The organism is Pseudomonas weihenstephanensis, assembly GCF_016812185.1.
Lineage (GTDB): Bacteria > Pseudomonadota > Gammaproteobacteria > Pseudomonadales > Pseudomonadaceae > Aquipseudomonas > Aquipseudomonas weihenstephanensis.
The window spans coordinates 304,425-324,574 of record NZ_JAAEBV010000005.1 but is presented as its reverse complement, the minus strand read 5'-3'; the positions used below and the strand labels follow the sequence as shown (position 1 = coordinate 324,574).

General features: G+C 57.6%; 17 protein-coding genes. 3 read left to right on the top strand and 14 right to left on the bottom strand.

The window, feature by feature from the left end:
- Position 1 precedes the first annotated feature (1 nt).
- Positions 2–964, top strand: a complete 963-nt coding sequence (locus tag GYN01_RS17595; protein WP_048363407.1) for a MucB/RseB C-terminal domain-containing protein — start codon at positions 2–4, stop codon at positions 962–964.
- A gap of 181 nt (positions 965–1,145) precedes the next feature.
- Positions 1,146–2,582, top strand: coding sequence for a DegQ family serine endoprotease (locus GYN01_RS17590; RefSeq protein WP_203307530.1), 1,437 nt, complete (start codon positions 1,146–1,148; stop codon positions 2,580–2,582).
- 70 nt (positions 2,583–2,652) lie between these two features.
- On the opposite strand, the gene GYN01_RS17585 is transcribed toward GYN01_RS17590, so the two are convergent.
- The 12 genes from GYN01_RS17585 to arcD (GYN01_RS17530) all read right to left on the bottom strand — a co-directional run bounded on the left by GYN01_RS17585 (position 2,653) and on the right by arcD (GYN01_RS17530) (position 16,975).
- Entirely contained in the window at positions 2,653–3,144 is a 492-nt protein-coding gene (locus GYN01_RS17585) for an RDD family protein (RefSeq protein ID WP_203307529.1), read from the bottom strand.
- Positions 3,145–3,240: 96 nt separating this feature from the next.
- A complete protein-coding gene (locus GYN01_RS17580) occupies positions 3,241–3,453 on the bottom strand; it encodes a cold-shock protein (RefSeq protein ID WP_048363410.1) in 213 nt (70 codons plus the stop codon).
- Between the two features lie 386 nt (positions 3,454–3,839).
- Complete coding sequence (gcvT, locus tag GYN01_RS17575) at positions 3,840–4,964, bottom strand: glycine cleavage system aminomethyltransferase GcvT (protein ID WP_203307528.1); 1,125 nt, start codon at positions 4,962–4,964, stop codon at positions 3,840–3,842.
- 17 nt (positions 4,965–4,981) lie between these two features.
- Complete coding sequence (locus GYN01_RS17570; protein ID WP_048363412.1) at positions 4,982–6,358, bottom strand: L-serine ammonia-lyase; 1,377 nt, start codon at positions 6,356–6,358, stop codon at positions 4,982–4,984.
- 84 nt (positions 6,359–6,442) lie between these two features.
- Positions 6,443–9,301 (bottom strand): aminomethyl-transferring glycine dehydrogenase, encoded by a 2,859-nt coding sequence (gcvP, locus tag GYN01_RS17565; RefSeq protein ID WP_203307527.1) that lies wholly within the window; start codon positions 9,299–9,301, stop codon positions 6,443–6,445.
- Positions 9,302–9,311: 10 nt separating this feature from the next.
- Complete coding sequence (gene gcvH, locus GYN01_RS17560; protein ID WP_048363414.1) at positions 9,312–9,695, bottom strand: glycine cleavage system protein GcvH; 384 nt, start codon at positions 9,693–9,695, stop codon at positions 9,312–9,314.
- Positions 9,696–10,022: 327 nt separating this feature from the next.
- On the bottom strand, positions 10,023–11,540 hold the full coding sequence (locus GYN01_RS17555; RefSeq protein ID WP_048363415.1) for a sigma-54-dependent transcriptional regulator: 1,518 nt from the start codon (positions 11,538–11,540) through the stop codon (positions 10,023–10,025).
- A gap of 201 nt (positions 11,541–11,741) precedes the next feature.
- Positions 11,742–12,101 carry a DUF5064 family protein gene (locus GYN01_RS17550; RefSeq protein WP_048363416.1) on the bottom strand — a complete coding sequence of 120 codons (360 nt, stop codon included), beginning with the start codon at positions 12,099–12,101 and terminating at the stop codon, positions 11,742–11,744.
- A gap of 56 nt (positions 12,102–12,157) precedes the next feature.
- Positions 12,158–13,087: a carbamate kinase gene (gene arcC / locus GYN01_RS17545; protein WP_048363417.1), complete on the bottom strand. Its 930-nt coding sequence runs from the start codon at positions 13,085–13,087 to the stop codon at positions 12,158–12,160.
- An 83-nt stretch (positions 13,088–13,170) separates the two neighbouring features.
- Positions 13,171–14,181, bottom strand: a complete 1,011-nt coding sequence (locus GYN01_RS17540) for an ornithine carbamoyltransferase (RefSeq protein ID WP_048363418.1) — start codon at positions 14,179–14,181, stop codon at positions 13,171–13,173.
- Between the two features lie 76 nt (positions 14,182–14,257).
- Positions 14,258–15,514 (bottom strand): arginine deiminase, encoded by a 1,257-nt coding sequence (gene arcA / locus GYN01_RS17535; protein ID WP_048363419.1) that lies wholly within the window; start codon positions 15,512–15,514, stop codon positions 14,258–14,260.
- 33 nt (positions 15,515–15,547) lie between these two features.
- Positions 15,548–16,975 (bottom strand): arginine-ornithine antiporter, encoded by a 1,428-nt coding sequence (gene arcD, locus GYN01_RS17530; protein WP_048363420.1) that lies wholly within the window; start codon positions 16,973–16,975, stop codon positions 15,548–15,550.
- 457 nt (positions 16,976–17,432) lie between these two features.
- On the opposite strand from arcD (GYN01_RS17530), the gene arcD (GYN01_RS17525) reads away from it, so the two are divergent.
- Complete coding sequence (gene arcD, locus GYN01_RS17525) at positions 17,433–18,860, top strand: arginine-ornithine antiporter (RefSeq protein ID WP_203307526.1); 1,428 nt, start codon at positions 17,433–17,435, stop codon at positions 18,858–18,860.
- A gap of 158 nt (positions 18,861–19,018) precedes the next feature.
- Here the strand turns inward: arcD (GYN01_RS17525) and GYN01_RS17520 are convergent, their stop codons facing one another.
- Both GYN01_RS17520 and GYN01_RS17515 read right to left on the bottom strand, forming a co-directional pair.
- Positions 19,019–19,420, bottom strand: a complete 402-nt coding sequence (locus GYN01_RS17520) for a YbaN family protein (RefSeq protein ID WP_048363422.1) — start codon at positions 19,418–19,420, stop codon at positions 19,019–19,021.
- 58 nt (positions 19,421–19,478) lie between these two features.
- A complete protein-coding gene (locus GYN01_RS17515; protein WP_048363423.1) occupies positions 19,479–20,087 on the bottom strand; it encodes a biliverdin-producing heme oxygenase in 609 nt (202 codons plus the stop codon).
- Positions 20,088–20,150 lie beyond the last annotated feature (63 nt).

Here is a 20,150-nt window from a genome sequence, read left to right as displayed (position 1 = left end):
CATGCGCGTCCTACCTCTGTTACCGCTTTTGCTAAGTGGCTGGTTTGCAGTGCCAGCCCATGCCGATGAAGCTCAGGATTGGCTCAAACGCCTCGGGCAAGCGGAGCAGCAGCAAAGCTATCAAGGCACCTTCGTTTATGAGCGAAACGGTAGTTTTTCTACCCACAGCATCTGGCACCTCGTGCAGGATGGAAACGTTCGTGAACGACTGCTGCAACTTGATGGCCCTGCTCAAGAGGTTGTCCGCGCCGATGGGCGCACCCTCTGTGTCACTGGCCAGCTGGTTTCGGGGCTACGCGGTACATCGGCAGCGTCGGTCAGAACGCTGGAGACCGAAAAACTCAGCAACTGGTACGCAGTGACCAAAACCGGAGATTCACGCGTAGCGGGTCGCAGGGCGGTGATTATTTCCCTAACGCCGCGTGATCAGCACCGTTACGGCGTTGAGTTGTATCTGGATCGCGACACCGGTTTGCCGCTTAAATCATTGCTGCTCAATGATAAGGCGCAACTGCTGGAGCGTTTTCAGTTCACTGAGCTGGACACTCAAACGCCTGACAGTGCACTGCTCAAACCCAGTGGACAGTGTCAGTCGGTTTCGCTCCAGCCGCCTGTCGAACAAACCGGTGCAGTGACTCACGCCTGGCATTCAGAGTGGCTGCCTCCGGGGTTTGAACTGGTCAACAGCACGGTCAATCGAGACCCGAAGACCAAGTCCGAAGTCACCAGCCTGTTGTATGACGACGGTCTAGCCCGCTTTTCAGTCTTCCTGGAGCCGCTCAATGGCGCCTCTGCACCTGACACGCGAGTTCAACTGGGCCCTACAGCTGCCGTTTCAAGGCACCTGACGACCAATGATGGCGATATGCTTGCTACCGTGGTGGGCGAGATTCCAATCGGCACCGCAGAACGCATTGCGCTTTCCATGCGTACCGGTAAAGCCGAGCCGCAGGTCAAGCCTTAGTGGTGCGCCTACATGTCTGGTGAAGATTTTCATTTGCCAAACGTTTTATATTTTTCTATAGGTCAGAGCCCTTAAGGCTCTGGCCTTGTTTGTTTGTGGGTGTCCAAAAATACGGTCTATGCTTTGGGCTTGGTTTTTGGATGCCAGCCGCTTAACTCTGCTTGCTATTAACGGGAGCTGTATGTCGATGCCTCGATTGAAACCTTACTTACCCATTCTTGCGGCCGTGATGATGCTCGGGCAGGCAGTTCCGGCCTTGGCGGATGCGCCGTTGGTGCAGTTGCCCGACTTCACGCAGTTGGTTGAACAAGCCTCCCCGGCGGTGGTGAACATCAGCACCACGCAAAAATTACCTGAGCGCCGTGTGTCAAGCATGGGGCAAATGCCAGATCTGGAAGGGCTGCCGCCCGGTTTGCGGGACTTTTTCGAGCGCAGCATGCCGCAGGCACCACGCAGCGGCGGCGGGCGTCAGCGCGAAGCTCAATCGTTGGGTTCGGGTTTTATCATTTCGCCTGATGGCTATGTCCTGACCAACAACCACGTCGTGGCGGATGCAGATGAAATCATCGTGCGCCTGTCAGACCGCAGCGAAATGAAAGCCAAGCTGGTTGGCACCGATCCACGCTCTGACGTGGCGCTGCTGAAAATCGAAGGCAAAAACCTGCCAGTTCTGAAACTGGGCAAGTCGCAAGACCTCAAAGCGGGGCAGTGGGTGGTTGCGATCGGTTCACCGTTCGGTTTTGACCATACCGTGACCCAAGGCATCATCAGCGCCATCGGCCGCAGCCTGCCGAACGAAAGCTACGTGCCTTTTATCCAGACTGACGTGCCGATCAACCCGGGTAACTCCGGCGGCCCGCTGTTCAACCTGGCTGGTGAGGTTGTGGGTATCAACTCGCAAATCTACACCCGCTCCGGTGGTTTCATGGGCGTGTCGTTTGCTATCCCTATCGACGTAGCGATGGACGTGTCCAACCAGCTTAAAAGCGGTGGCAAAGTCAGCCGTGGCTGGTTGGGTGTGGTGATTCAAGAGGTCAACAAAGACCTGGCTGAATCCTTCGGTCTGGACAAGCCAGCCGGTGCGCTGGTGGCTCAAGTGCTCGATGATGGCCCGGCAGCCAAAGGCGGCCTGCAAGTGGGTGACGTGATCCTGAGCATGAATGGCCAGCCAATTGTGATGTCTGCCGACCTGCCGCATCTGGTGGGTGCTCTCAAGGCGGGCAGCAAGGCAAGCCTTGAAGTGGTGCGTGACGGCAAGCGTAAAACCCTGGACCTGACCGTGGGCGCGATTCCTGACGAAGGCAAAGAGATGGACTCGCCGAGCGGTGCCGAGCGCAGCAGCAACCGTCTGGGTGTTTCTGTGGCGGACCTGAGCGAGGAGCAGAAGAAAGCCAACGACATCAAGGGTGGCGTGATCATCAAGGATGTTCAGGACGGCCCTGCGGCCCTGATCGGCCTGCAACCAGGTGATGTCATTACGCACTTGAACAACCAGGCGATTACCGATGCCAAACAGTTCACTGACATTGCCAAGGCGCTGCCAAAAAACCGTTCAGTGTCGATGCGCGTGCTGCGTCAAGGTCGTGCCAGCTTTATTACCTTCAAACTGGCGGAGTAACGCTGGTAGAGGCAATACGTTGAGGTAATGAGAAAGCCCGTATCGAGTGATACGGGCTTTTTTGTGCGGCTTATTTTTTCTTCTGTTTGGGGACCCTGACCAATTGGCTGTTGGAGTACATGTCATGCCAGGTGCGCTTTTGTTTATCGAAGAGCGACCAGACAAAGCCCAGACCGAAACACAGCCATGAACCAATCGATACGATAAAACGCAGCAACGCTTGCCACAGGCTGATTGCCGTACCGTCCGCGTTCTGTACACGTACCCCCCATACCTGCATGCCCAGGGTTTGACCTGAGTGGGTCCAGAACTTGGCAAAGAAGCCGAACAGCACAAAAAACAGGAGGGTGGACAACAGCGGGTCGCCGTCCAGTGCGCCGGACTCCGAGAGTGCGCGCATTTCGGCTTCACCGATAAAGCCCATCAAAATCAGTTTGTAAATAAAGGTGGTGACGATCATCAGTGCTGTGCACAACAAGAAATCGTAGAACATGGCTGCCAGGCGGCGCCCCAGGCCAGCGGCTGGAAACGCGCCTTGAGGGCTTAGTGGTTGTTTCGACATGGCAGGGTCTCGTGAAGGAAAAAAGCCATCTTACGGAATTGCGCCCATAAAAAAGCCCCTGATGTCACCATCAGGGGCTTTTCACTGCAATAAAGCTTAGGCTTCGGCTTGTACTTCGTCAGCCTGCATGCCTTTTTGGCCTTGTACGGCGACGAAAGTCACTTTCTGGCCTTCTTTCAGGCTTTTGAAACCGTTGCCTTGGATGGCACGGAAGTGCACGAATAAATCCGCACCGCTTTCAGGGGTGATAAAGCCAAACCCCTTCTCGTCGTTAAACCACTTGACGGTACCGCTTTGACGTTGGGACATTTCTTAGTTCCTTGACGCTAACAATTAATGACAGTCTCTTTGCTATGAAAGAGAACTGGTGCTGGGTTGCAGGAAAGTAAGAGACGCCGAACGGGTGTAGCAAACTTAGAGCTACTGCCCAGGTCACGATTCCAGCGACCCATGCAAACACAGTGCGCAAACTCTACGACAACCAGGCTTGTAAAAACAAGCCCTGCCAATACGCCGTCTGTCCCTCTGTTTTAAAGGATGTAACGTCGATTTAAGCCGCGTTTTTGGATAGGCATGTTCAATTGTTTTCGTGTTCTTTTCGATACTTACACTCTCGAAAAGTGCGCACTGTTTTGTGGCAGTTGCATGACACTTAAGTGTCGTGAACATGCAACTGTGTTTCAAACTAGGCGTCTTTACCCTCTGTAATAACGTTGCGCAACAAACGGCAGTTTCGACACTTTCATGGGGACACGTTTACCGCGAACGATTGCCCATACGTCGGTCTCCAGGGGTGTATAAGCCGTGTCTAGATAGCCCATTGCCAAAGGCGCACCCAGGGTTGGACCGAAACCGCCACTACAGATACTGCCGATCACGTTGCCGTCGGCGTTTACAACTTCGGCCCCCTCACGTACCGGCGTGCGCTCCTGAGGCAGCAGGCCGACCCGTTTACGAGCAACGCCGCTTTGCTGTTGGGCAAACACCGTTTCAGCGCCGGGGAACCCGCCCGCCCGCGGCCCGTCTGCCCGACGAGCTTTAGAAATGGCCCACAACAGGCTGGCTTCAATCGGCGTGGTTTTCTCGTTCATGTCATGCCCATACAAGCACAGACCCGCTTCCAGGCGCAGCGAGTCGCGCGCGCCCAAGCCAATCGCTTCCACTTCAGGTTGAGCCAGCAGGTGACGTGCCAGAGCCTCTGCGTGCTCTGCCGGTACCGAGATCTCAAAGCCATCTTCACCGGTGTACCCCGAACGACTCACATAGCATTCCACGCCCAGCAGCGTCACCGGTGCAAACTGCATAAAGGTCATTTTCGCCACTTGCGGCGCCAGGCGTTCCACTACCTTGACCGCCTCAGGGCCTTGCAAGGCGAGCAGGGCGCGGTCTTCGAACAGCGGCTGAATCTGACAATGGGTACTCAGGTGTTTACGCAAATGCGCCAGGTCTTGCTCTTTGCAGGCCGCGTTGACCACCAGAAACAGTTCATCGTTACCCAGGTTGGCGACCATCAGGTCATCCAGAATGCCGCCTTGTTCGTGGGTGAACATGGCATAACGCTGCATGCCCACTGGCAGGTCGATGATGTCGACCGGCACTAAGGTTTCCAGGGCTTTGGCCGCATCCGCGCCACTCAGGCGAATTTGCCCCATGTGCGACACATCAAACAGCCCGGCGTGTTCACGGGTGTGCTGATGCTCTTTCATGACACCCAGCGGGTACTGCACGGGCATGTCGTAACCGGCAAATGGCACCATGCGCGCACCCAGTTCCAGGTGCAGCGCGTGCAGCGGGGTTTTAAGCAGTTGTTCGGTGGACATTCGTGACTCCTTAAAAATCAGCACTCGATAATGTTGACGGCCAGACCGCCGCGAGCGGTTTCTTTGTATTTGCTTTTCATATCGGCACCGGTCTGGCGCATGGTGCGGATCACTTTGTCCAGGGAGACAAAATGCTGCCCATCACCGCGCAACGCCATGCGCACCGCGTTGATCGCTTTGACCGAGCCCATTGCATTGCGCTCGATGCACGGCACCTGCACTAGTCCGCCAATCGGGTCGCAGGTCAGCCCCAAGTTATGTTCCATGCCGATCTCTGCGGCGTTTTCGACCTGTTGCACGCTACCGCCTAGCACCTCGCACAACGCGCCCGCCGCCATTGAGCACGCCACGCCGACCTCGCCTTGGCAACCCACCTCCGCGCCGGAGATGGAGGCGTTTTCCTTGTACAAAATACCGATGGCGGCAGCGGTCAGCAGAAACCGCACCACGCCGTCTTCATTGGCGCCGCCGATAAAGCGCATGTAGTAATGCAACACGGCCGGAATAATCCCCGCCGCACCATTGGTGGGCGCTGTCACCACGCGGCCACCGTTGGCGTTTTCTTCATTGACCGCCAACGCGTACAGGTTGACCCAGTCCAGCACTGACAGGGCGTCGCGCAATGAGGCTTCGGGGTTGGCGCAGAGCTGGCGATGCAGGGCCGCGGCACGGCGTTTGACCTTCAAACCGCCCGGCAGGATGCCTTCATGGCGGCAACCGGCGCTGACGCAGTCCTGCATCACTTGCCAGATGTTGAGCAGACCGCTGCGGGTCTCGGCTTCCGGGCGCCATGCACTTTCGTTGGCCATCATCACCTGGCTGATCGACAGGTGGTGGGTGACGCAATGGCGCAGCAAATCCTTGGCGGTCTTGAACGGGTACTTCAGCTCAGTGCTGTCCTCCACGATGCGGTCAGCGCCAGCGGCGCCTTCATCCACCACAAAACCCCCTCCGACCGAGTAATACTCGCGGCTGCGGATTTGTATGCCAGCGGCATCGAGGGCACGAAAAATCATGCCGTTAGGGTGGTAGGGCAGGGGTTTGCGGATCATTGCCAGGTGCAGCTTTTCATTGAACGCGATGGGGTGTTGGCCCAGCAGGTTTAATTGCCCGCTGCTACGGATCGCGGCCAGACGCTGATCCACGGTGTCGGTGTTGACGGTGTCCGGGTGCTCGCCTTCCAGGCCCAGGAGCACGGCTTTGTCGCTTCCGTGGCCTTTGCCGGTGGCGCCGAGCGAGCCATACAGTTCCACTTTGACGCAGGCGGTTGTGTGCAATAGCTCATCACGCTGTAGACCTTCAACAAACCGTGCGGCGGCCCGCATGGGGCCGACGGTATGAGAGCTTGAAGGACCGATGCCAATTTTGAACAGGTCGAACACGCTTAACGACATGGGGTTCTCCGGTTTCTTATGGGTTATTGGCATTAAATACAGATGCCCTGTAGGCACGTTCGCACCTACAGGGGGGTTAGTGGTCTATGCCTCCTGATAGTTCTCAATCGAGGGGCACGCGCACACCAGATTGCGATCGCCAAACACATTGTCGACCCGACCCACTGGTGGCCAGTACTTGCTTTCGATCAACGACTCAACCGGGTACACCGCTTGTTCGCGGCTGTACGGATGGGTCCATTCACCGACCATTTCTGCGGCCGTGTGCGGGGCGTTTTTCAGCGGATTATCGTCTTTGTCCAGCGCGCCATTTTCCACGGCGCGGATCTCTTCGCGGATGCGGATCATGGCGTCGCAGAAGCGATCCAACTCTTGTTTGGACTCGCTTTCGGTCGGCTCGATCATCAGCGTGCCGGCCACCGGGAACGACATGGTCGGGGCATGGAAGCCGAAGTCGATCAGGCGCTTGGCCACGTCGTCCACGCTGATGCCGCTGCTGTCCTTGAGGGGGCGCAGGTCGAGGATGCATTCATGTGCCACCAGGCCGTTGCTGCCCGAATACAACACAGGGAAGTGCTCTTCGAGGCGGCGGGCGATGTAGTTGGCGTTGAGGATGGCCATTTGCGAAGCACGTTTGAGGCCTTCGCCGCCCATCATGCGGATATACATCCAAGTGATGGGCAGAATGCTCGCGCTGCCGAACGGCGCTGCGCACACCGCCCCTTGCTTGCGTGGCAGGCTGGCGTGGCCCGGCAGGAACGGCGTGAGGTGCGACTTGACGCCAATCGGACCCACGCCAGGGCCTCCACCGCCATGGGGAATGCAAAAGGTTTTGTGCAAGTTGAGGTGGGAAACGTCACCGCCGAACTTGCCGGGTGCGCACAAGCCCACCATCGCGTTCATGTTGGCGCCGTCGATGTAAACCTGGCCGCCATGGTCGTGAATAATGCCGCAGATTTCACGAATGCCTTCTTCGAACACACCGTGGGTCGAAGGGTAGGTGATCATCAATGCCGCCAGGTGCTCGCTGTGCTCGATGGCTTTGGCGCGCAGGTCTTCAATGTCGACGTTGCCGCGTGCGTCGCAGGCCGTGACCACCACGCGCATGCCCGCCATATTGGCGGTAGCCGGGTTGGTGCCGTGTGCAGAAGAGGGAATCAGGCAAATGTCGCGACGTTCTTCGCCACGGCTTTGGTGGTAGGCGCGAATCGCCAGCAACCCGGCGTACTCACCCTGGGAGCCCGCATTGGGTTGCAGCGAAATAGCGTCGTAACCGGTGGCGGCGCAGAGCATGGCCTCCAGCTCGTGGGTCAGTTGCTGGTAGCCCTGACTTTGTTCGACAGGTGCGAAGGGGTGCAGGCTGCCGAACTCGGCCCACGTGATCGGGATCATTTCGCTGGCAGCGTTGAGCTTCATGGTGCAGGAACCTAGCGGAATCATTGTGCGATCCAGTGCCAGGTCTTTGTCAGCCAAACGACGCAGGTAACGCATCAGTTCGGTTTCAGAGTGGTAACGGTTGAACACCGGGTGGCTGAGGATCGGCGACTGGCGCAGCAGCGCGGCCGGCAAGGTGCCACTCACGGTTTGAGCCAGGGCATCGAAGTCCGGCAGCGCTTGACCGTCGGCGGCCAGCAAGGCCCACAGCGCGGTCACATCGGACGGGCCACAGGTTTCGTCCAGCGACACGCCCACACGCTCGTCATCCACCACGCGCAGGTTGATGTGTTTGGCGTGTGCGTTGGCGTGCAGGATTTGGGTTTTGCCAGCGGTGTGCAGGGTCAGGGTGTCGAAAAATTCGATCTGCTCGACGTTCAGTCCCAGCGCAGTCAGGCCCTTGGCCAGAATCGCCGTCAGTTGATGAATACGCTGAGCAATCTGCGTCAGGCCTTGAGGGCCGTGGTACACGGCGTACATGCTGGCAATGTTGGCCAGCAGCACCTGCGCGGTGCAGATATTGCTCGTGGCCTTTTCGCGTCGAATGTGTTGCTCGCGGGTTTGCATGGCCAGACGTAACGCCGGTTTGCCATGGCGGTCGACCGAGATGCCGACCAGACGCCCCGGCATGTCGCGTTTGAACGCGTCGCGGGTGGCGAAGTAAGCGGCGTGCGGGCCACCGAATCCCAGAGGCACGCCAAAACGCTGGGCGCTGCCGATGGCCACGTCGGCGCCGAACTCGCCCGGCGGAGTCAGCAGCGTCAGTGCCAGCAGGTCAGCTGCGACGGCCACCAGCGCATTGGCGGCGTGGAAGCGTTCAACCAGTTCGCGATAATCGAACACGTCGCCATTGCTGGCCGGGTATTGCAAGAGGGCGCCGAAGAACGGCGACAGGTCCGTGAGGCCACGTTCATCACCCACCACCACGTCGATACCCAACGGCTCAGCGCGGGTGCGCAACACATCGAGGGTTTGCGGGTGGCAGTGACGGGAAGCAAAGAACGCGTTGCTGGACTTGTTTTTGCTCAGGCGCTTGCAGAAGGTCATGGCTTCCGCGGCGGCGGTGGCTTCATCGAGCAGCGAGGCGTTGGCAATCGGCAGGCCGCTGAGGTCGCTGATCAGGGTCTGGAAGTTGAGCAGGGCTTCGAGGCGGCCTTGGGAAATCTCGGGTTGATACGGCGTGTACGCGGTGTACCAGGCCGGGTTTTCCAACAGGTTGCGCAAGATCGGCGAAGGCGTATGGCAGTTGTAATAGCCTTGGCCAATATAGGTTTTGCACAGCTGGTTTTTGGCGGCGATGGCTTTGATCGAGGCCAGCGCATCCGCCTCGCTTTGCCCGGCTGGCAGGTTGAGCACGCTGGTGCCCTTGATGCTTTCAGGGATCACGCTGGCGCTCAGAGCATCGAGGGACTCAAAGCCCAAGGTGGCGAGCATGGCCTGTTCATCGGCCTGGCGCGGGCCGATGTGGCGCGCGATAAATTCATTGGCGGTGCTGAGTTTAGTGGTCATGGCGAGTTCCTCAGGCGTCAGCGTTGGCTTTGATCAGGCGGTCGTAGGCGTCCTGATCCAGCAACTGGCTCACTGCGTTGGCATCGGTGGGTTTGAAGCGGAAGAACCAGCCTTCACCCAGCGGGTCTTCGTTGACCCGTTCCGGGCTGCTATCGAGCGCCGGGTTGACTTCCAGCACCTCACCGTCCAGTGGCATGTACACACCGCTGGCGGCTTTCACCGACTCAACGGTGGCGGCTTCTGCGCCTTTGTCGTAGGCCTGTAGTTCTGGCAACTGAACAAACACCACGTCGCCCAGAGCGTTTTGCGCAAATGCGGTAATGCCCACGGTCACGCTGCCGTCGGCTTCGGCGCGCAGCCACTCGTGGTCTTCAGTAAAACGCAATTCGCTCATGGAAACTCCTCAGGGCCAGACTCGTCTGGTAGTCGCAGTTGATTGCTCGTGCAAGGACGAGCGCTTTGAGGAGTGCATTGCAAGATGGCTGCCAATTTGTAAAAGGCCATATTTATCAATGAATTGGTGGTTTCGACAGGCGGCAGCCTAATGCTATCTGTAGCGAAATCGCTACAGGTGTGAGGGGTTTAAAAAATCGAAGCGGATCAAAGCCTTGCAGCAGTGCGTCAGGCCATATGTGTACTGAAATCGTTCCGCCGTATCGAATTCAATACGATCGCTTGAGCGTGTTAGGCGATCAGATCAAAAGCTTGCACCCTGCGGCGGCTACGAAGCAGGATTTTTGCCGGGGATTGCATATTTACGCAGCCGCTGTGCAATCGCGGTGTGGCTGGTTTGCAGGCGGTTGGCCAACTGGCGGGTGGAAGGGTAGTCGACGTAGAGCTTTTCCAGCAGGGCTTTTTCGAACGAGGCGACAGCGTGTTCCAGGGTCAGCACTTCGCCATCGTTTTGCCGTGCCACTGAGGTCCCGGCGATGTCCAGATCGCCAATGTCGACGACGTTGCTTTCGCAAATGGCGGCGGCGCGAAAGATCACGTTTTGCAGTTGCCGCACATTGCCCGGCCAGCGGTTGCCCAGCAGGGCGGGGTAGGTGCCGGGCGCCAGGCGGCACACCGGGCGCTGGATTTGAGTGCAGGCCTGCTGCATAAAGGTGCGCGCCAGCAGCAGGATGTCTTGCCCGCGTTCACGCAGCGGCGGGACGTCGATGTTGAGTACATTCAGGCGATAGAACAGGTCTTCGCGAAAGGTGCCGTCGTTGACCATTTTTTCGAGGTTGCGATGCGTGGCGCTGAGGATGCGTACATTGACCTTCACTTCGCGTTCGCCGCCCACACGGCGAAAGCTGCCGTCATTCAAAAAGCGCAGGAGCTTGGCTTGCAGGTAAGGTGACATTTCAGCGATTTCATCGAGGAACACCGTGCCGTGATTGGCCAGCTCCATCAGCCCCGGCTTACCTCCGCGTTGCGCGCCGGTAAAAGCGCCGGGGGCGTAGCCGAACAGCTCGCTCTCGGCCAGGTTCTCAGGCAGGGCAGCGCAGTTGAGGGCCAGAAAAGGCGCGCCGAAGCGGTCGCTGATGGCATGGCAGGCGCGGGCCACCAGTTCTTTACCGGTGCCGGTTTCACCTTGAATCAATAACGGTGCATCCAGGGTCGCCACGCGTTGAGCGCGGGCTTTGAGGGTGCGGATCGCGGGTGAGTCTCCGAGCAAGGCGTCGAAGCCTTCAGCGTGGTCGTGATGCAGGGCTGCCAGGCGTTCGCCAATACGGCTCGGTTGATACAAGGTGAGCAGCGCCCCCGCATCCGTGATGGGGGTGGCATCGAGCATCAGCGGATGGCCGTTGAGGGTGACTTCACGCAGCGGCAGTCGAAAGCCGTTTTCTAGCAGCGCAGGCAGCAAGCCGGGGTCGCTGAACAACGCGCTGATGCTTTCACCGCCAGGTTCGTGGCCGCACAGCGACACCAGCGCCGGGTTGGCCAGTAGCACGTGGCCTTCGCTGTCGAGTGCCAATACCGGGTCGGTCATGGCCGCCAGCAGCGCATCGAGTTGCAGGTGCCGGCGCTGGCCTGGAAGGATGTCCACCACCTCCACCGATTGCACGCCCTGCACGCGGAACAAGGCTTCGCGTAGCTCGTCGAGCACGTGCGGGCTTAACGTCGGCGCGTCGATGTAGACGTTGGGCGGCACCATCTCCACGGCATCCAGATTGAGATTACGCCCGCCGAGCAGCGCCAGTACTTCCTGGGTGATGCCGACACGGTCGATAAAACTGACATGGATACGCATGGGAACGAGCAACACTTCTGGCCAGCGGAGGTGGCCAGTATGCCTTGGAGCAGAGAATTGGCGAAATTTGCGGCGGGCTTTATGGCGTGGCAGCGGCCGGTGGCTGGCGTGGCGTGCTCAGCGATTAAGCAATCGCTGTGTAACCGGACGTCGCCTGCGGCAACTGCTGCGCGATGGTGGCGAATTCTGTGGTGCGAGTCGTCACTCCAAATGTTCGGGCTTCATCGGTTCGCCCAGTTCGTGACCCAGTTGTTTTCGCACGTCTTCAAACATCATGTCGAAATATTTGTGCATCGAAGCCAAGGACGCATAGGGCGGGATGCCATTTTTTTTGGCGATATCAAACCCGACTTTGGCGAAGTTATAGAACTGGTCTTTGGGCAGAATGAACGTCTCTTTAAAATCCTTCTTGTTGATTTGGCCGTGCATGTCGAACTGCATCGACTTGCCTTCCTTGGGATCCTGAACGACCTGGTAATCGATCTTGATGTCATACCCGAAATCGCTTGGTTGCAGCGGTTCGCGGTGGATATGCAGGTGACCGGGCTCGAACGAGGCCATAGGGTAACTCCTTGGAGAGGGGGTAAAAGGGCAGACCCTAAAGCCTGCCCCGAGGTTCAGAAGTACGTAATACCCGATTTCTCGGTGCTAACGCGAGTACCGGCTTTACCTTGAACGATAGCTTCGATATCGGCCAGTGCGCCGATGACTGCGGTTTTACCGGTTTTACGCGCGAATTCGCACGCCGCTTCAACTTTCGGACCCATTGAACCTGAGGCGAAACCGAGTTTTTCCAGCTCATCGGGGTGAGCCTGGGCAATGCCTTTCTGGGTCGGTTTGCCCCAGTCAATGAAGGCTGCATTCACGTCCGTGGCGATGACCAGCAGGTCGCTGTTCAGTTGCTGCGCCAGCAGGGAGGAGGCCAGGTCTTTGTCGATCACCGCCTCAATGCCTTTGAGCTTGCCGTCTTCGCCGTACATGGTCGGAATACCACCGCCGCCTGCACAGATGACGATGGTGCCTTTTTCCAGCAGCCATTTAATCGGACGGATTTCGAAGATGCGTTTGGGTTTTGGACTGGCCACCACACGGCGGAATTTGTCGCCATCCGGTGCAATGTTCCAGCCTTTTTCAGCCGCCAGGCTCTTGGCTTCGGATTCGCTGTAGACCGGGCCAATCGGCTTGGTCGGGTTCTGGAAAGCCGGGTCTTTGGGGTCAACTTCAACCTGGGTCAGCAAAGTGGCGAACGGTGCGTCCGGTGGCAACAGGTTGCCCAGCTCTTGCTCGATCATGTAACCGATCATGCCTTCGGTTTCAGCGCCCAGCACGTCCAGCGGGTAAGGGCTGACGGCGGTGTAGGCTGCGGCTTGCAGGGACAGAAGGCCGACTTGCGGGCCGTTACCGTGGGCCACGACCAACTCGTTGCCTGGAGCGATGCGAGCGATTTGAGCGGTGGCAGTGCGGATGTTTTCGCGTTGATTTTCAGCGGTCATGGGTTGGCCGCGACGCAGAAGGGCGTTACCGCCCAGTGCAACGACGATACGCATAGGTCATTCCTTAAAAGAGGGGAAGGGCACAAACAACCGGGTTCTGTGGGAGCCAGCAGGCTCGCTCCCACAGGGGCACGGCTTTAGATATCAGCCAGCGCAGCTACCAGGATGGCCTTGATGGTGTGCATGCGGTTTTCCGCTTGTTCGAAGGCGATGTTGAAAGGCGATTCGAACACTTCCTCAGTCACTTCAATGCCGTTTTTAAGGTTTGGATGATGCTCGGCCACGTCTTTGCCGACTTTGGTTTCACTGTTGTGGAACGCAGGCAGGCAGTGCATGAACTTCACACGGATGTTTTCGGCGGCTTTGATCAAGTCCATGTTGACCTGATAGGGCAGCAGCAGCTTGATGCGATCGTTCCAGGCTTCCACCGGCTCGCCCATCGATACCCACACGTCGGTGTGGATGAAGTCCACGCCTTTAACTGCGGCTTTCGGGTCTTCGGTCAGGGTGATTTTTGCACCGCTTTCCTTGGCGAATTCCTGACATTGTTTAACGAACGACTCTTCAGGCCACAGGGCTTTTGGTGCGGCGATGCGCACGTCCATGCCCAGTTTGGCGCCGATCAGCAGCAGCGAGTTACCCATGTTGTTACGGGCGTCGCCCAGGTAGGCGTAGCTGATGTCGTGCAGCGGCTTGTCGCTGTGTTCGCGCATGGTCAGCACGTCGGCGATCATTTGCGTCGGGTGGAACTCGGCGGTCAGGCCGTTGAACACCGGCACGCCTGCAAACTTGGCCAGTTCTTCGACGATTTCCTGGGCAAAGCCACGGTATTCGATGGCATCAAACATACGACCCAGAACGCGGGCGGTGTCTTTCATGCTTTCTTTGTGGCCGATTTGCGAAGACACCGGGTCGATGTAGGTGACGTGTGCGCCCTGATCGTGAGCTGCCACTTCAAACGCGCAACGGGTGCGGGTCGAGGTTTTTTCGAAGATCAGCGCAATATTTTTGCCTTTCAGGTGCGGCTCTTCAGTACCGGTGTACTTGGCGCGCTTCAGATCGCGAGACAGATCCAGCAGGTAGTGAAGCTCGCGTTGGGTGTGGTGCACCAAGCTGAGCAGGCTGCGGTTTTTCATGTTAAACGCCATGGGGATCTCCTGGGTTTCTGGTAACCGGCTTGCGCCGCCCTTTGTGAGGGTCAGCGCAAGCATTCAAATGGATGAATTAATAGTCAATTGGGTCGCGGATGATTGGGCAGGTCATGCAGTGACCGCCGCCACGGCCGCGTCCCAGCTCAGAGGCGCTGATGGTGATGACTTCTACACCGGCCTTGCGCAGCAGGGTGTTGGTGTAGGTGTTGCGGTCGTAGCCGATCACCACGCCAGGCTCCAGTGCCACCACGTTGTTGCCGTCGTCCCACTGCTCGCGCTCTGCCGCGAAGGAGTTGCCGCCGGTTTCAACTACACGCAGGGTTTTGACGCCCAGTGCTTTGGCCACCACGTCGAGGAAGCTGCTTTCCTCGCGTCGCACGTCAATGCCGCCCTGCTTGCTTTCATCGGGGTACAGCGAGAAGGCAACGATCTGATTCACGACTTCCGGGAAGATGGTGACCAGGTCGCGGTCGCAGAAGCTGAACACGGTGTCCAGGTGCATCGCGGCGCGGGATTTAGGCATGCCGGCAACGATGACGCGCTCGACCGCTTTGTTCTTGAACAGGTTCTGTGCCAGTTGGCCGATGGCTTGACGCGAGGTGCGCTCGCCCATGCCGATCAGAACAACGCCTTTGCCGATTGGCATCACGTCACCGCCTTCGAGGCTGGCGTTGCCATGATCCTCCGTCGGATCCCCGTACCAGATCTGGAAGTCGGCGTTAGTGAACTCAGGGTGGAACTTGTAGATCGCAGTGGTCAGCAGGGTTTCCTGACGGCGCGCTGGCCAGTACATCGGGTTCAGCGTCACGCCACCGTAAATCCAGCAGGTGGTGTCACGGGTGAACTGAGTGTTGGGCAGTGGTGGCAGGATAAAGCTGGTGTGGCCGAGGAAGTCGCGGAACATTTCGATGGTTTTGCCACCGAAGCTGTCAGGCAGATCGTCAGCGGACACGCCACCAATCAGGTACTCGGCGGCTTTGCGGGGTTCCAGGCTTTTGATCCAGGCTTTGACTTCGTTGACCAGACCTACGCCCACCTGATTGGGGGTCACTTTGTGGTCCAGAATCCAGTCCAGCGCTTCTGGAATGGCAACGATGTCAGTCAGCAGGTTGTGCATTTCCAGCACGTCAATGCCGCGCTCGCGCATCTTGGTCACGAAGTCGAAGTGGTCGCGCTTGGCCTGGTTGACCCACAACACGTCATCAAACAGCAGCTCGTCGCAGTTGTTTGGCGTCAGGCGCTGGTGAGCCAGGCCAGGGGAGCAAACCATCACTTTACGCAGCTTGCCGGCTTCGGAATGTACGCCGTATTTCACTTTTTCCGTGGTCATTACAGTCATCCTCCAAAGTACATAAACAGGGAGTTACAGGGTCAGGAAGCCGTCATAGAGTCCATAAGCCGCCACGAGGGCGCCGATCACTACGGCAGCAAAAATAACTTTTTCGATAGTGGTGAAGATTTGTTGGCCGCTTTCCAGCTTCGCCTTGGCGAACAGAATGGCGCCGGGTGCGTACAGCAGAGCCGAGAGCAGCAGGTATTTCAGGCCGCCGGCATAGATCAGCCAGATGGCGTAGATCAACGCGATGCCGCCGATGATCAGGTCTTTTTTGCGTTCAGCCAGTGCGTTTTCATAGGTTTCGCCGCGTACCGCCAGCAAGAAGCCATAGGCCGCAGACCAGAGGTATGGCACCAGGATCATCGACGTCGCAAGGTAGATCAGCGACAGATAAGTACTGGCCGAGAACAGGGTGATGATGAGGAACACCTGCACCATGGCGTTGGTCAGCCACAGGGCGTTGACCGGTACATGGTTGGCGTTTTCCTTTTTCAGGAACGCCGGCATGGTGTGGTCTTTAGCGGCCGAGAACATGATTTCGGCGCACAGCAGCACCCATGACAGCAGGGCACCCAGCAAGGAGATGATCAAACCGACGCTGATCAATACCGCGCCCCAGTGACCGACCACATGCTCAAGCACGGCGGCCATTGACGGGTTTTGCAGTTTGGCCAGTTCAGGCTGAGTCATGATGCCCAGCGACAGCACGTTCACCAGTACCAGCAACAGCAGCACGGTGATGAAACCGATCACAGTGGCTTTACCTACATCTGAACGTTTCTCGGCACGGGAAGAGAAGATGCTCGCGCCTTCGATACCGATGAACACCCACACGGTGACCAGCATCATGTTGCGCACCTGATCCATCACGCTGCCCAGGTCCGGGTTTTTCAAGCCCCAGATGTCGCTGGTGAAGATGTCCAGTTTGAACGCGAACACGGCAATCAGAATGAACAGCACCAGCGGCACGACCTTGGCAACCGTGGTCACCAGGTTAATGAACGCCGCTTCTTTGATGCCCCGCAGTACCAGGAAGTGGACGGCCCACAGCAAGACTGAAGCACCGATGATCGCGGCCGGGGTGTTGCCCTCGCCGAAGACCGGGAAGAAGTACCCCAAGGTGCTGAACAGCAAGACGAAGTAACCGACGTTGCCCAGCCAGGCACTGATCCAGTAACCCCAGGCTGATGAGAAACCCATGTAATCGCCGAAACCGGCCTTGGCGTAGGCGTACACGCCACCGTCCAGGTTGGGTTTGCGGTTAGCCAGGGTCTGGAATACAAAAGCGAGGGTCAGCATGCCGACGGCGGTGATTGCCCAACCGATAAGTACAGCTCCAACATCGGCACTGGCGGCCATGTTTTGTGGCAACGAAAAGATCCCGCCGCCAATCATAGAACCGACTACCAGAGCAACCAACGCACCCAATCGTAGTTTTCCGGGAGTATCAGACATTTGTGGTGACTCCAATCTAGGAGAAGTGAGGCCTTAAGATAATGGCGTGGGTATTTCAGCCGTTTGACTTAGATCAGCGCATTACGACATTCCATTGTTAATAGAGCGGGAAGGTCGCAATCACGTATTATTTTGACGCTTCCTCAAAGGCGCGCTCCAGAGGTCTTAAAAGGTGGCTAATAGGTGGATAGCCGCGAGGTCGTGGGGATTGAAGCTAGTCACTATTTGAAGATTTGCAAATGTGGCGTTCATGTTTCATTGACCACAGTATGAAATTAAACCTTGGTTTACATAGGGGGATTGTTCTGGGTTTCAATAGACGCACTAGCGATTAAAAAAAAGGGGCTTATTGCGGGGGTTAATAGACGTATAAATGCGACATGTATTTAGTCAGTGAACAGCGGTAGCCTATTAACTGTGAACGATGAATTGTTCGAAACCGTATAACGAGGTGGCGATGTCGCAAAACACCCAGAAGCTTCGGCTTAATGCATTAATTGCGTTAGTGGTCGGGTCCATGATTGGCGGGGGGATCTTTTCGCTGCCGCAAAATATTGCCGAACGGGCAGCGGGTGGCGCTGTTTTGATGGGGTGGGGGATTACAGCCGTTGGCATGCTGGCGCTGGCGTTTGTGTTTCAGACCCTGGCCAACCGCAAGCCTGAACTCGACTCAGGTGTCTATGCCTACGCCAAGGCCGGTTTTGGCGATTACATGGGTTTCTCATCGGCCTGGGGTTACTGGATCAGTGCCTGGATGGGCAATGTCGGCTACTTCGTCCTGCTGTTCAGTACCTTGGGCTATTTCGTGCCTGTATTTGGGCAGGGCAATACGCCGATTGCCATTGGTTGCGCCTCGCTGCTGCTGTGGGGCGTGCACTTTCTGGTCATGCGGGGCATCAAGGAAGCGGCCTTTATCAATCAACTGACCACGGTGGCGAAAATCGTCCCCATCGTGATGTTTATTGTGTTGGCGGGTGTCGCGTTTAAAGCCGATATTTTCACCAAGGACTTCTGGGGCCGCGAAACCCCCAGCCTTGGCAGCGTGATGGACCAGGTGCGCAACATGATGTTGGTGACGGTGTTTGTATTTATCGGCATCGAAGGTGCGAGTGTGTACTCCGGTCGCGCAGAAAAGCGCTCGGACGTGGGCAAAGCCACCGTCATTGGTTTTATCGGCGTGCTGGCGCTGTTGGTAATGGTCAACGTACTGTCGCTGGGGATCATGACCCAGCCAGAACTGGCCAAGCTGCAAAACCCGTCAATGGCGGGCGTGCTCAAGCACGTAGTCGGAGAGTGGGGGGCGATTTTAATCAGTATCGGGCTGGCCATCTCATTGCTGGGCGCGTTGCTGTCGTGGGCCTTGCTGTGTGCTGAGATTTTGTACGCCACGGCCAAAGACAACACCATGCCGGCGTTCCTGAAAAAGGAAAACGCCAACCACGTGCCGGTCAATGCGCTGTGGCTGACCAACGGGATGATTCAGATATTTCTGCTCATCACCCTGGTGTCTGCGGGCACCTACACCAGCCTGATCTACCTCGCGTCCTCGATGATTCTTGTGCCTTACTTGTGGTCGGCTGCCTATGCGGTGTTGCTGTGTGTAAGAGGTGAGACTTACTCGAACGCGAGCCGACGCAGGGTCAAGGACCTGGTGGTGGGGCTGCTGGCCCTTGTCTACGCCATCTGGTTGCTCTACGCGGCGGGACCGAAATATTTACTGCTGTCGGCGTTGCTCTACGCACCGGGTGTCTTCTTCTTTGCCAAAGCCAAGCATGAGCAGGGTGAGCCGCTGTTCAAGGCCATTGAACAGGTGATCTTCGGGGCAGTGGTGATTGCAGCATTGGCAGCGGCGTATGCGCTTTATAGCGGTGCGTTGACGCTGTAAAACCATTGGCCTGCACACGCAGGCCAATGGTTTGACCTGCTTTTGATCTGCCCTGCCATCCGGCCGCCTCGCCTAAGCTCGACGTGGCCTTTGCGTCGGCTGGGCTAATTGGGTGGTGGCAGGGGCTGGTTAAAAGCACAAAGCCCAAAGCTGCGGGCCTACAGCGCCGAAGGCAGCCGTTCCGGCCGCGACCAAATCCACAGGTTGCCCACACTCATACCTGCAATGGCCAAAAACACCGGCCATTGATGCTCAAGCACATACAACATCAACCCCGCACATATCAACATGCTGATGGTGGCACTGACTTTGGCTTTGCGCTGAATGATCTTGCCATTGCGCCAGTTGATCAGGATCGGGCCAAACAACCGGTGGTTTTCTAGCCATGCACTCAGGCGCGGGGAGCTTTTGGTCGCGGCCCAGGCGGCGAGCAAAATGAATTCGGTGGTCGGTAGCCCCGGTATCACGATGGCAATCAATCCAATGCCCAGGCTGACGTAGGCCAGCAGGCCAAAGAGGATTTGGGCTATTTTCGACGAGGATTGGGTTTGGCGGGTCATAAGCTCAAGACGCATAAAAAAATGCCCGGCCAGCACATGCTGACCGGGCAGGTCTAGCTTAAGCCAGTTCTGGCTCAGCCGCGTAGGCGTGTTCCAGTAATACGGTGAAACGCTCAAAGGCGGCAACGGCACCTTTGTCCAGGTCGGCTTCTTCTTCGGCGCTCAATTGCAGGCCGTCGAGGGTTTTGACGAAGCTTTTCCAACCTTCAGCACGACCACCGGCCGGTTCGCCCAGGTGGCGCGCACCAAAGGTTTCGCTCAGCTCCAGGGCCACCGCACGTTTGATCAGGAAGGCGGCACCCAACTTGGAACCTTCCGAAACAAAGATCCAGCCCAGTGCCTGGGCCTTGCTCGGCGCGTTGACCGCACCCGCGACAGGTGCGGGCACTTCGGTGTTGAGGTCGGCCAGGTCAGCTTTGGCGTGCTCGGCGCGGCAACGCTGGGGCAGGTCAGGCACGATTTCTTTCAGGGCCGGGTCGGTGTACAGCGCTTGGAGTTCGGCCTGGAAGAGGTATTGAGCCACCACAAAACGGGCGAAGTTTTCCCGGGTTTCAAACGGCTTGTGAGCTTTGACCAGCGCGTCGAGCTTTTGATGCGGCTCGTTGGTGATCTGGTTCAGGCGTTGTGAACGCAGGGCAGGACGCTGTGCGGTGTCTTGAGGGGTCATGAAGATGTCCTTGAGAATGAGATGCGCTTTGTAACTAGACGAACAAGAAGACGCGTCACAGTA

Coding starts and splice junctions, on each gene's coding strand:
- GYN01_RS17595 (WP_048363407.1), top strand. CDS start 2: ATGCGCGTCCTACCTCTGTTACCGCTTTTGCTAAGTGGCTGGTTTGCA.
- GYN01_RS17590 (WP_203307530.1), top strand. CDS start 1,146: ATGTCGATGCCTCGATTGAAACCTTACTTACCCATTCTTGCGGCCGTG.
- GYN01_RS17585 (WP_203307529.1), bottom strand. CDS start 3,144: ATGTCGAAACAACCACTAAGCCCTCAAGGCGCGTTTCCAGCCGCTGGC.
- GYN01_RS17580 (WP_048363410.1), bottom strand. CDS start 3,453: ATGTCCCAACGTCAAAGCGGTACCGTCAAGTGGTTTAACGACGAGAAG.
- gcvT (WP_203307528.1), bottom strand. CDS start 4,964: ATGTCCACCGAACAACTGCTTAAAACCCCGCTGCACGCGCTGCACCTG.
- GYN01_RS17570 (WP_048363412.1), bottom strand. CDS start 6,358: ATGTCGTTAAGCGTGTTCGACCTGTTCAAAATTGGCATCGGTCCTTCA.
- gcvP (WP_203307527.1), bottom strand. CDS start 9,301: ATGACCACTAAACTCAGCACCGCCAATGAATTTATCGCGCGCCACATC.
- gcvH (WP_048363414.1), bottom strand. CDS start 9,695: ATGAGCGAATTGCGTTTTACTGAAGACCACGAGTGGCTGCGCGCCGAA.
- GYN01_RS17555 (WP_048363415.1), bottom strand. CDS start 11,540: ATGCGTATCCATGTCAGTTTTATCGACCGTGTCGGCATCACCCAGGAA.
- GYN01_RS17550 (WP_048363416.1), bottom strand. CDS start 12,101: ATGGCCTCGTTCGAGCCCGGTCACCTGCATATCCACCGCGAACCGCTG.
- arcC (WP_048363417.1), bottom strand. CDS start 13,087: ATGCGTATCGTCGTTGCACTGGGCGGTAACGCCCTTCTGCGTCGCGGC.
- GYN01_RS17540 (WP_048363418.1), bottom strand. CDS start 14,181: ATGGCGTTTAACATGAAAAACCGCAGCCTGCTCAGCTTGGTGCACCAC.
- arcA (WP_048363419.1), bottom strand. CDS start 15,514: ATGACCACGGAAAAAGTGAAATACGGCGTACATTCCGAAGCCGGCAAG.
- arcD (WP_048363420.1), bottom strand. CDS start 16,975: ATGTCTGATACTCCCGGAAAACTACGATTGGGTGCGTTGGTTGCTCTG.
- arcD (WP_203307526.1), top strand. CDS start 17,433: ATGTCGCAAAACACCCAGAAGCTTCGGCTTAATGCATTAATTGCGTTA.
- GYN01_RS17520 (WP_048363422.1), bottom strand. CDS start 19,420: ATGACCCGCCAAACCCAATCCTCGTCGAAAATAGCCCAAATCCTCTTT.
- GYN01_RS17515 (WP_048363423.1), bottom strand. CDS start 20,087: ATGACCCCTCAAGACACCGCACAGCGTCCTGCCCTGCGTTCACAACGC.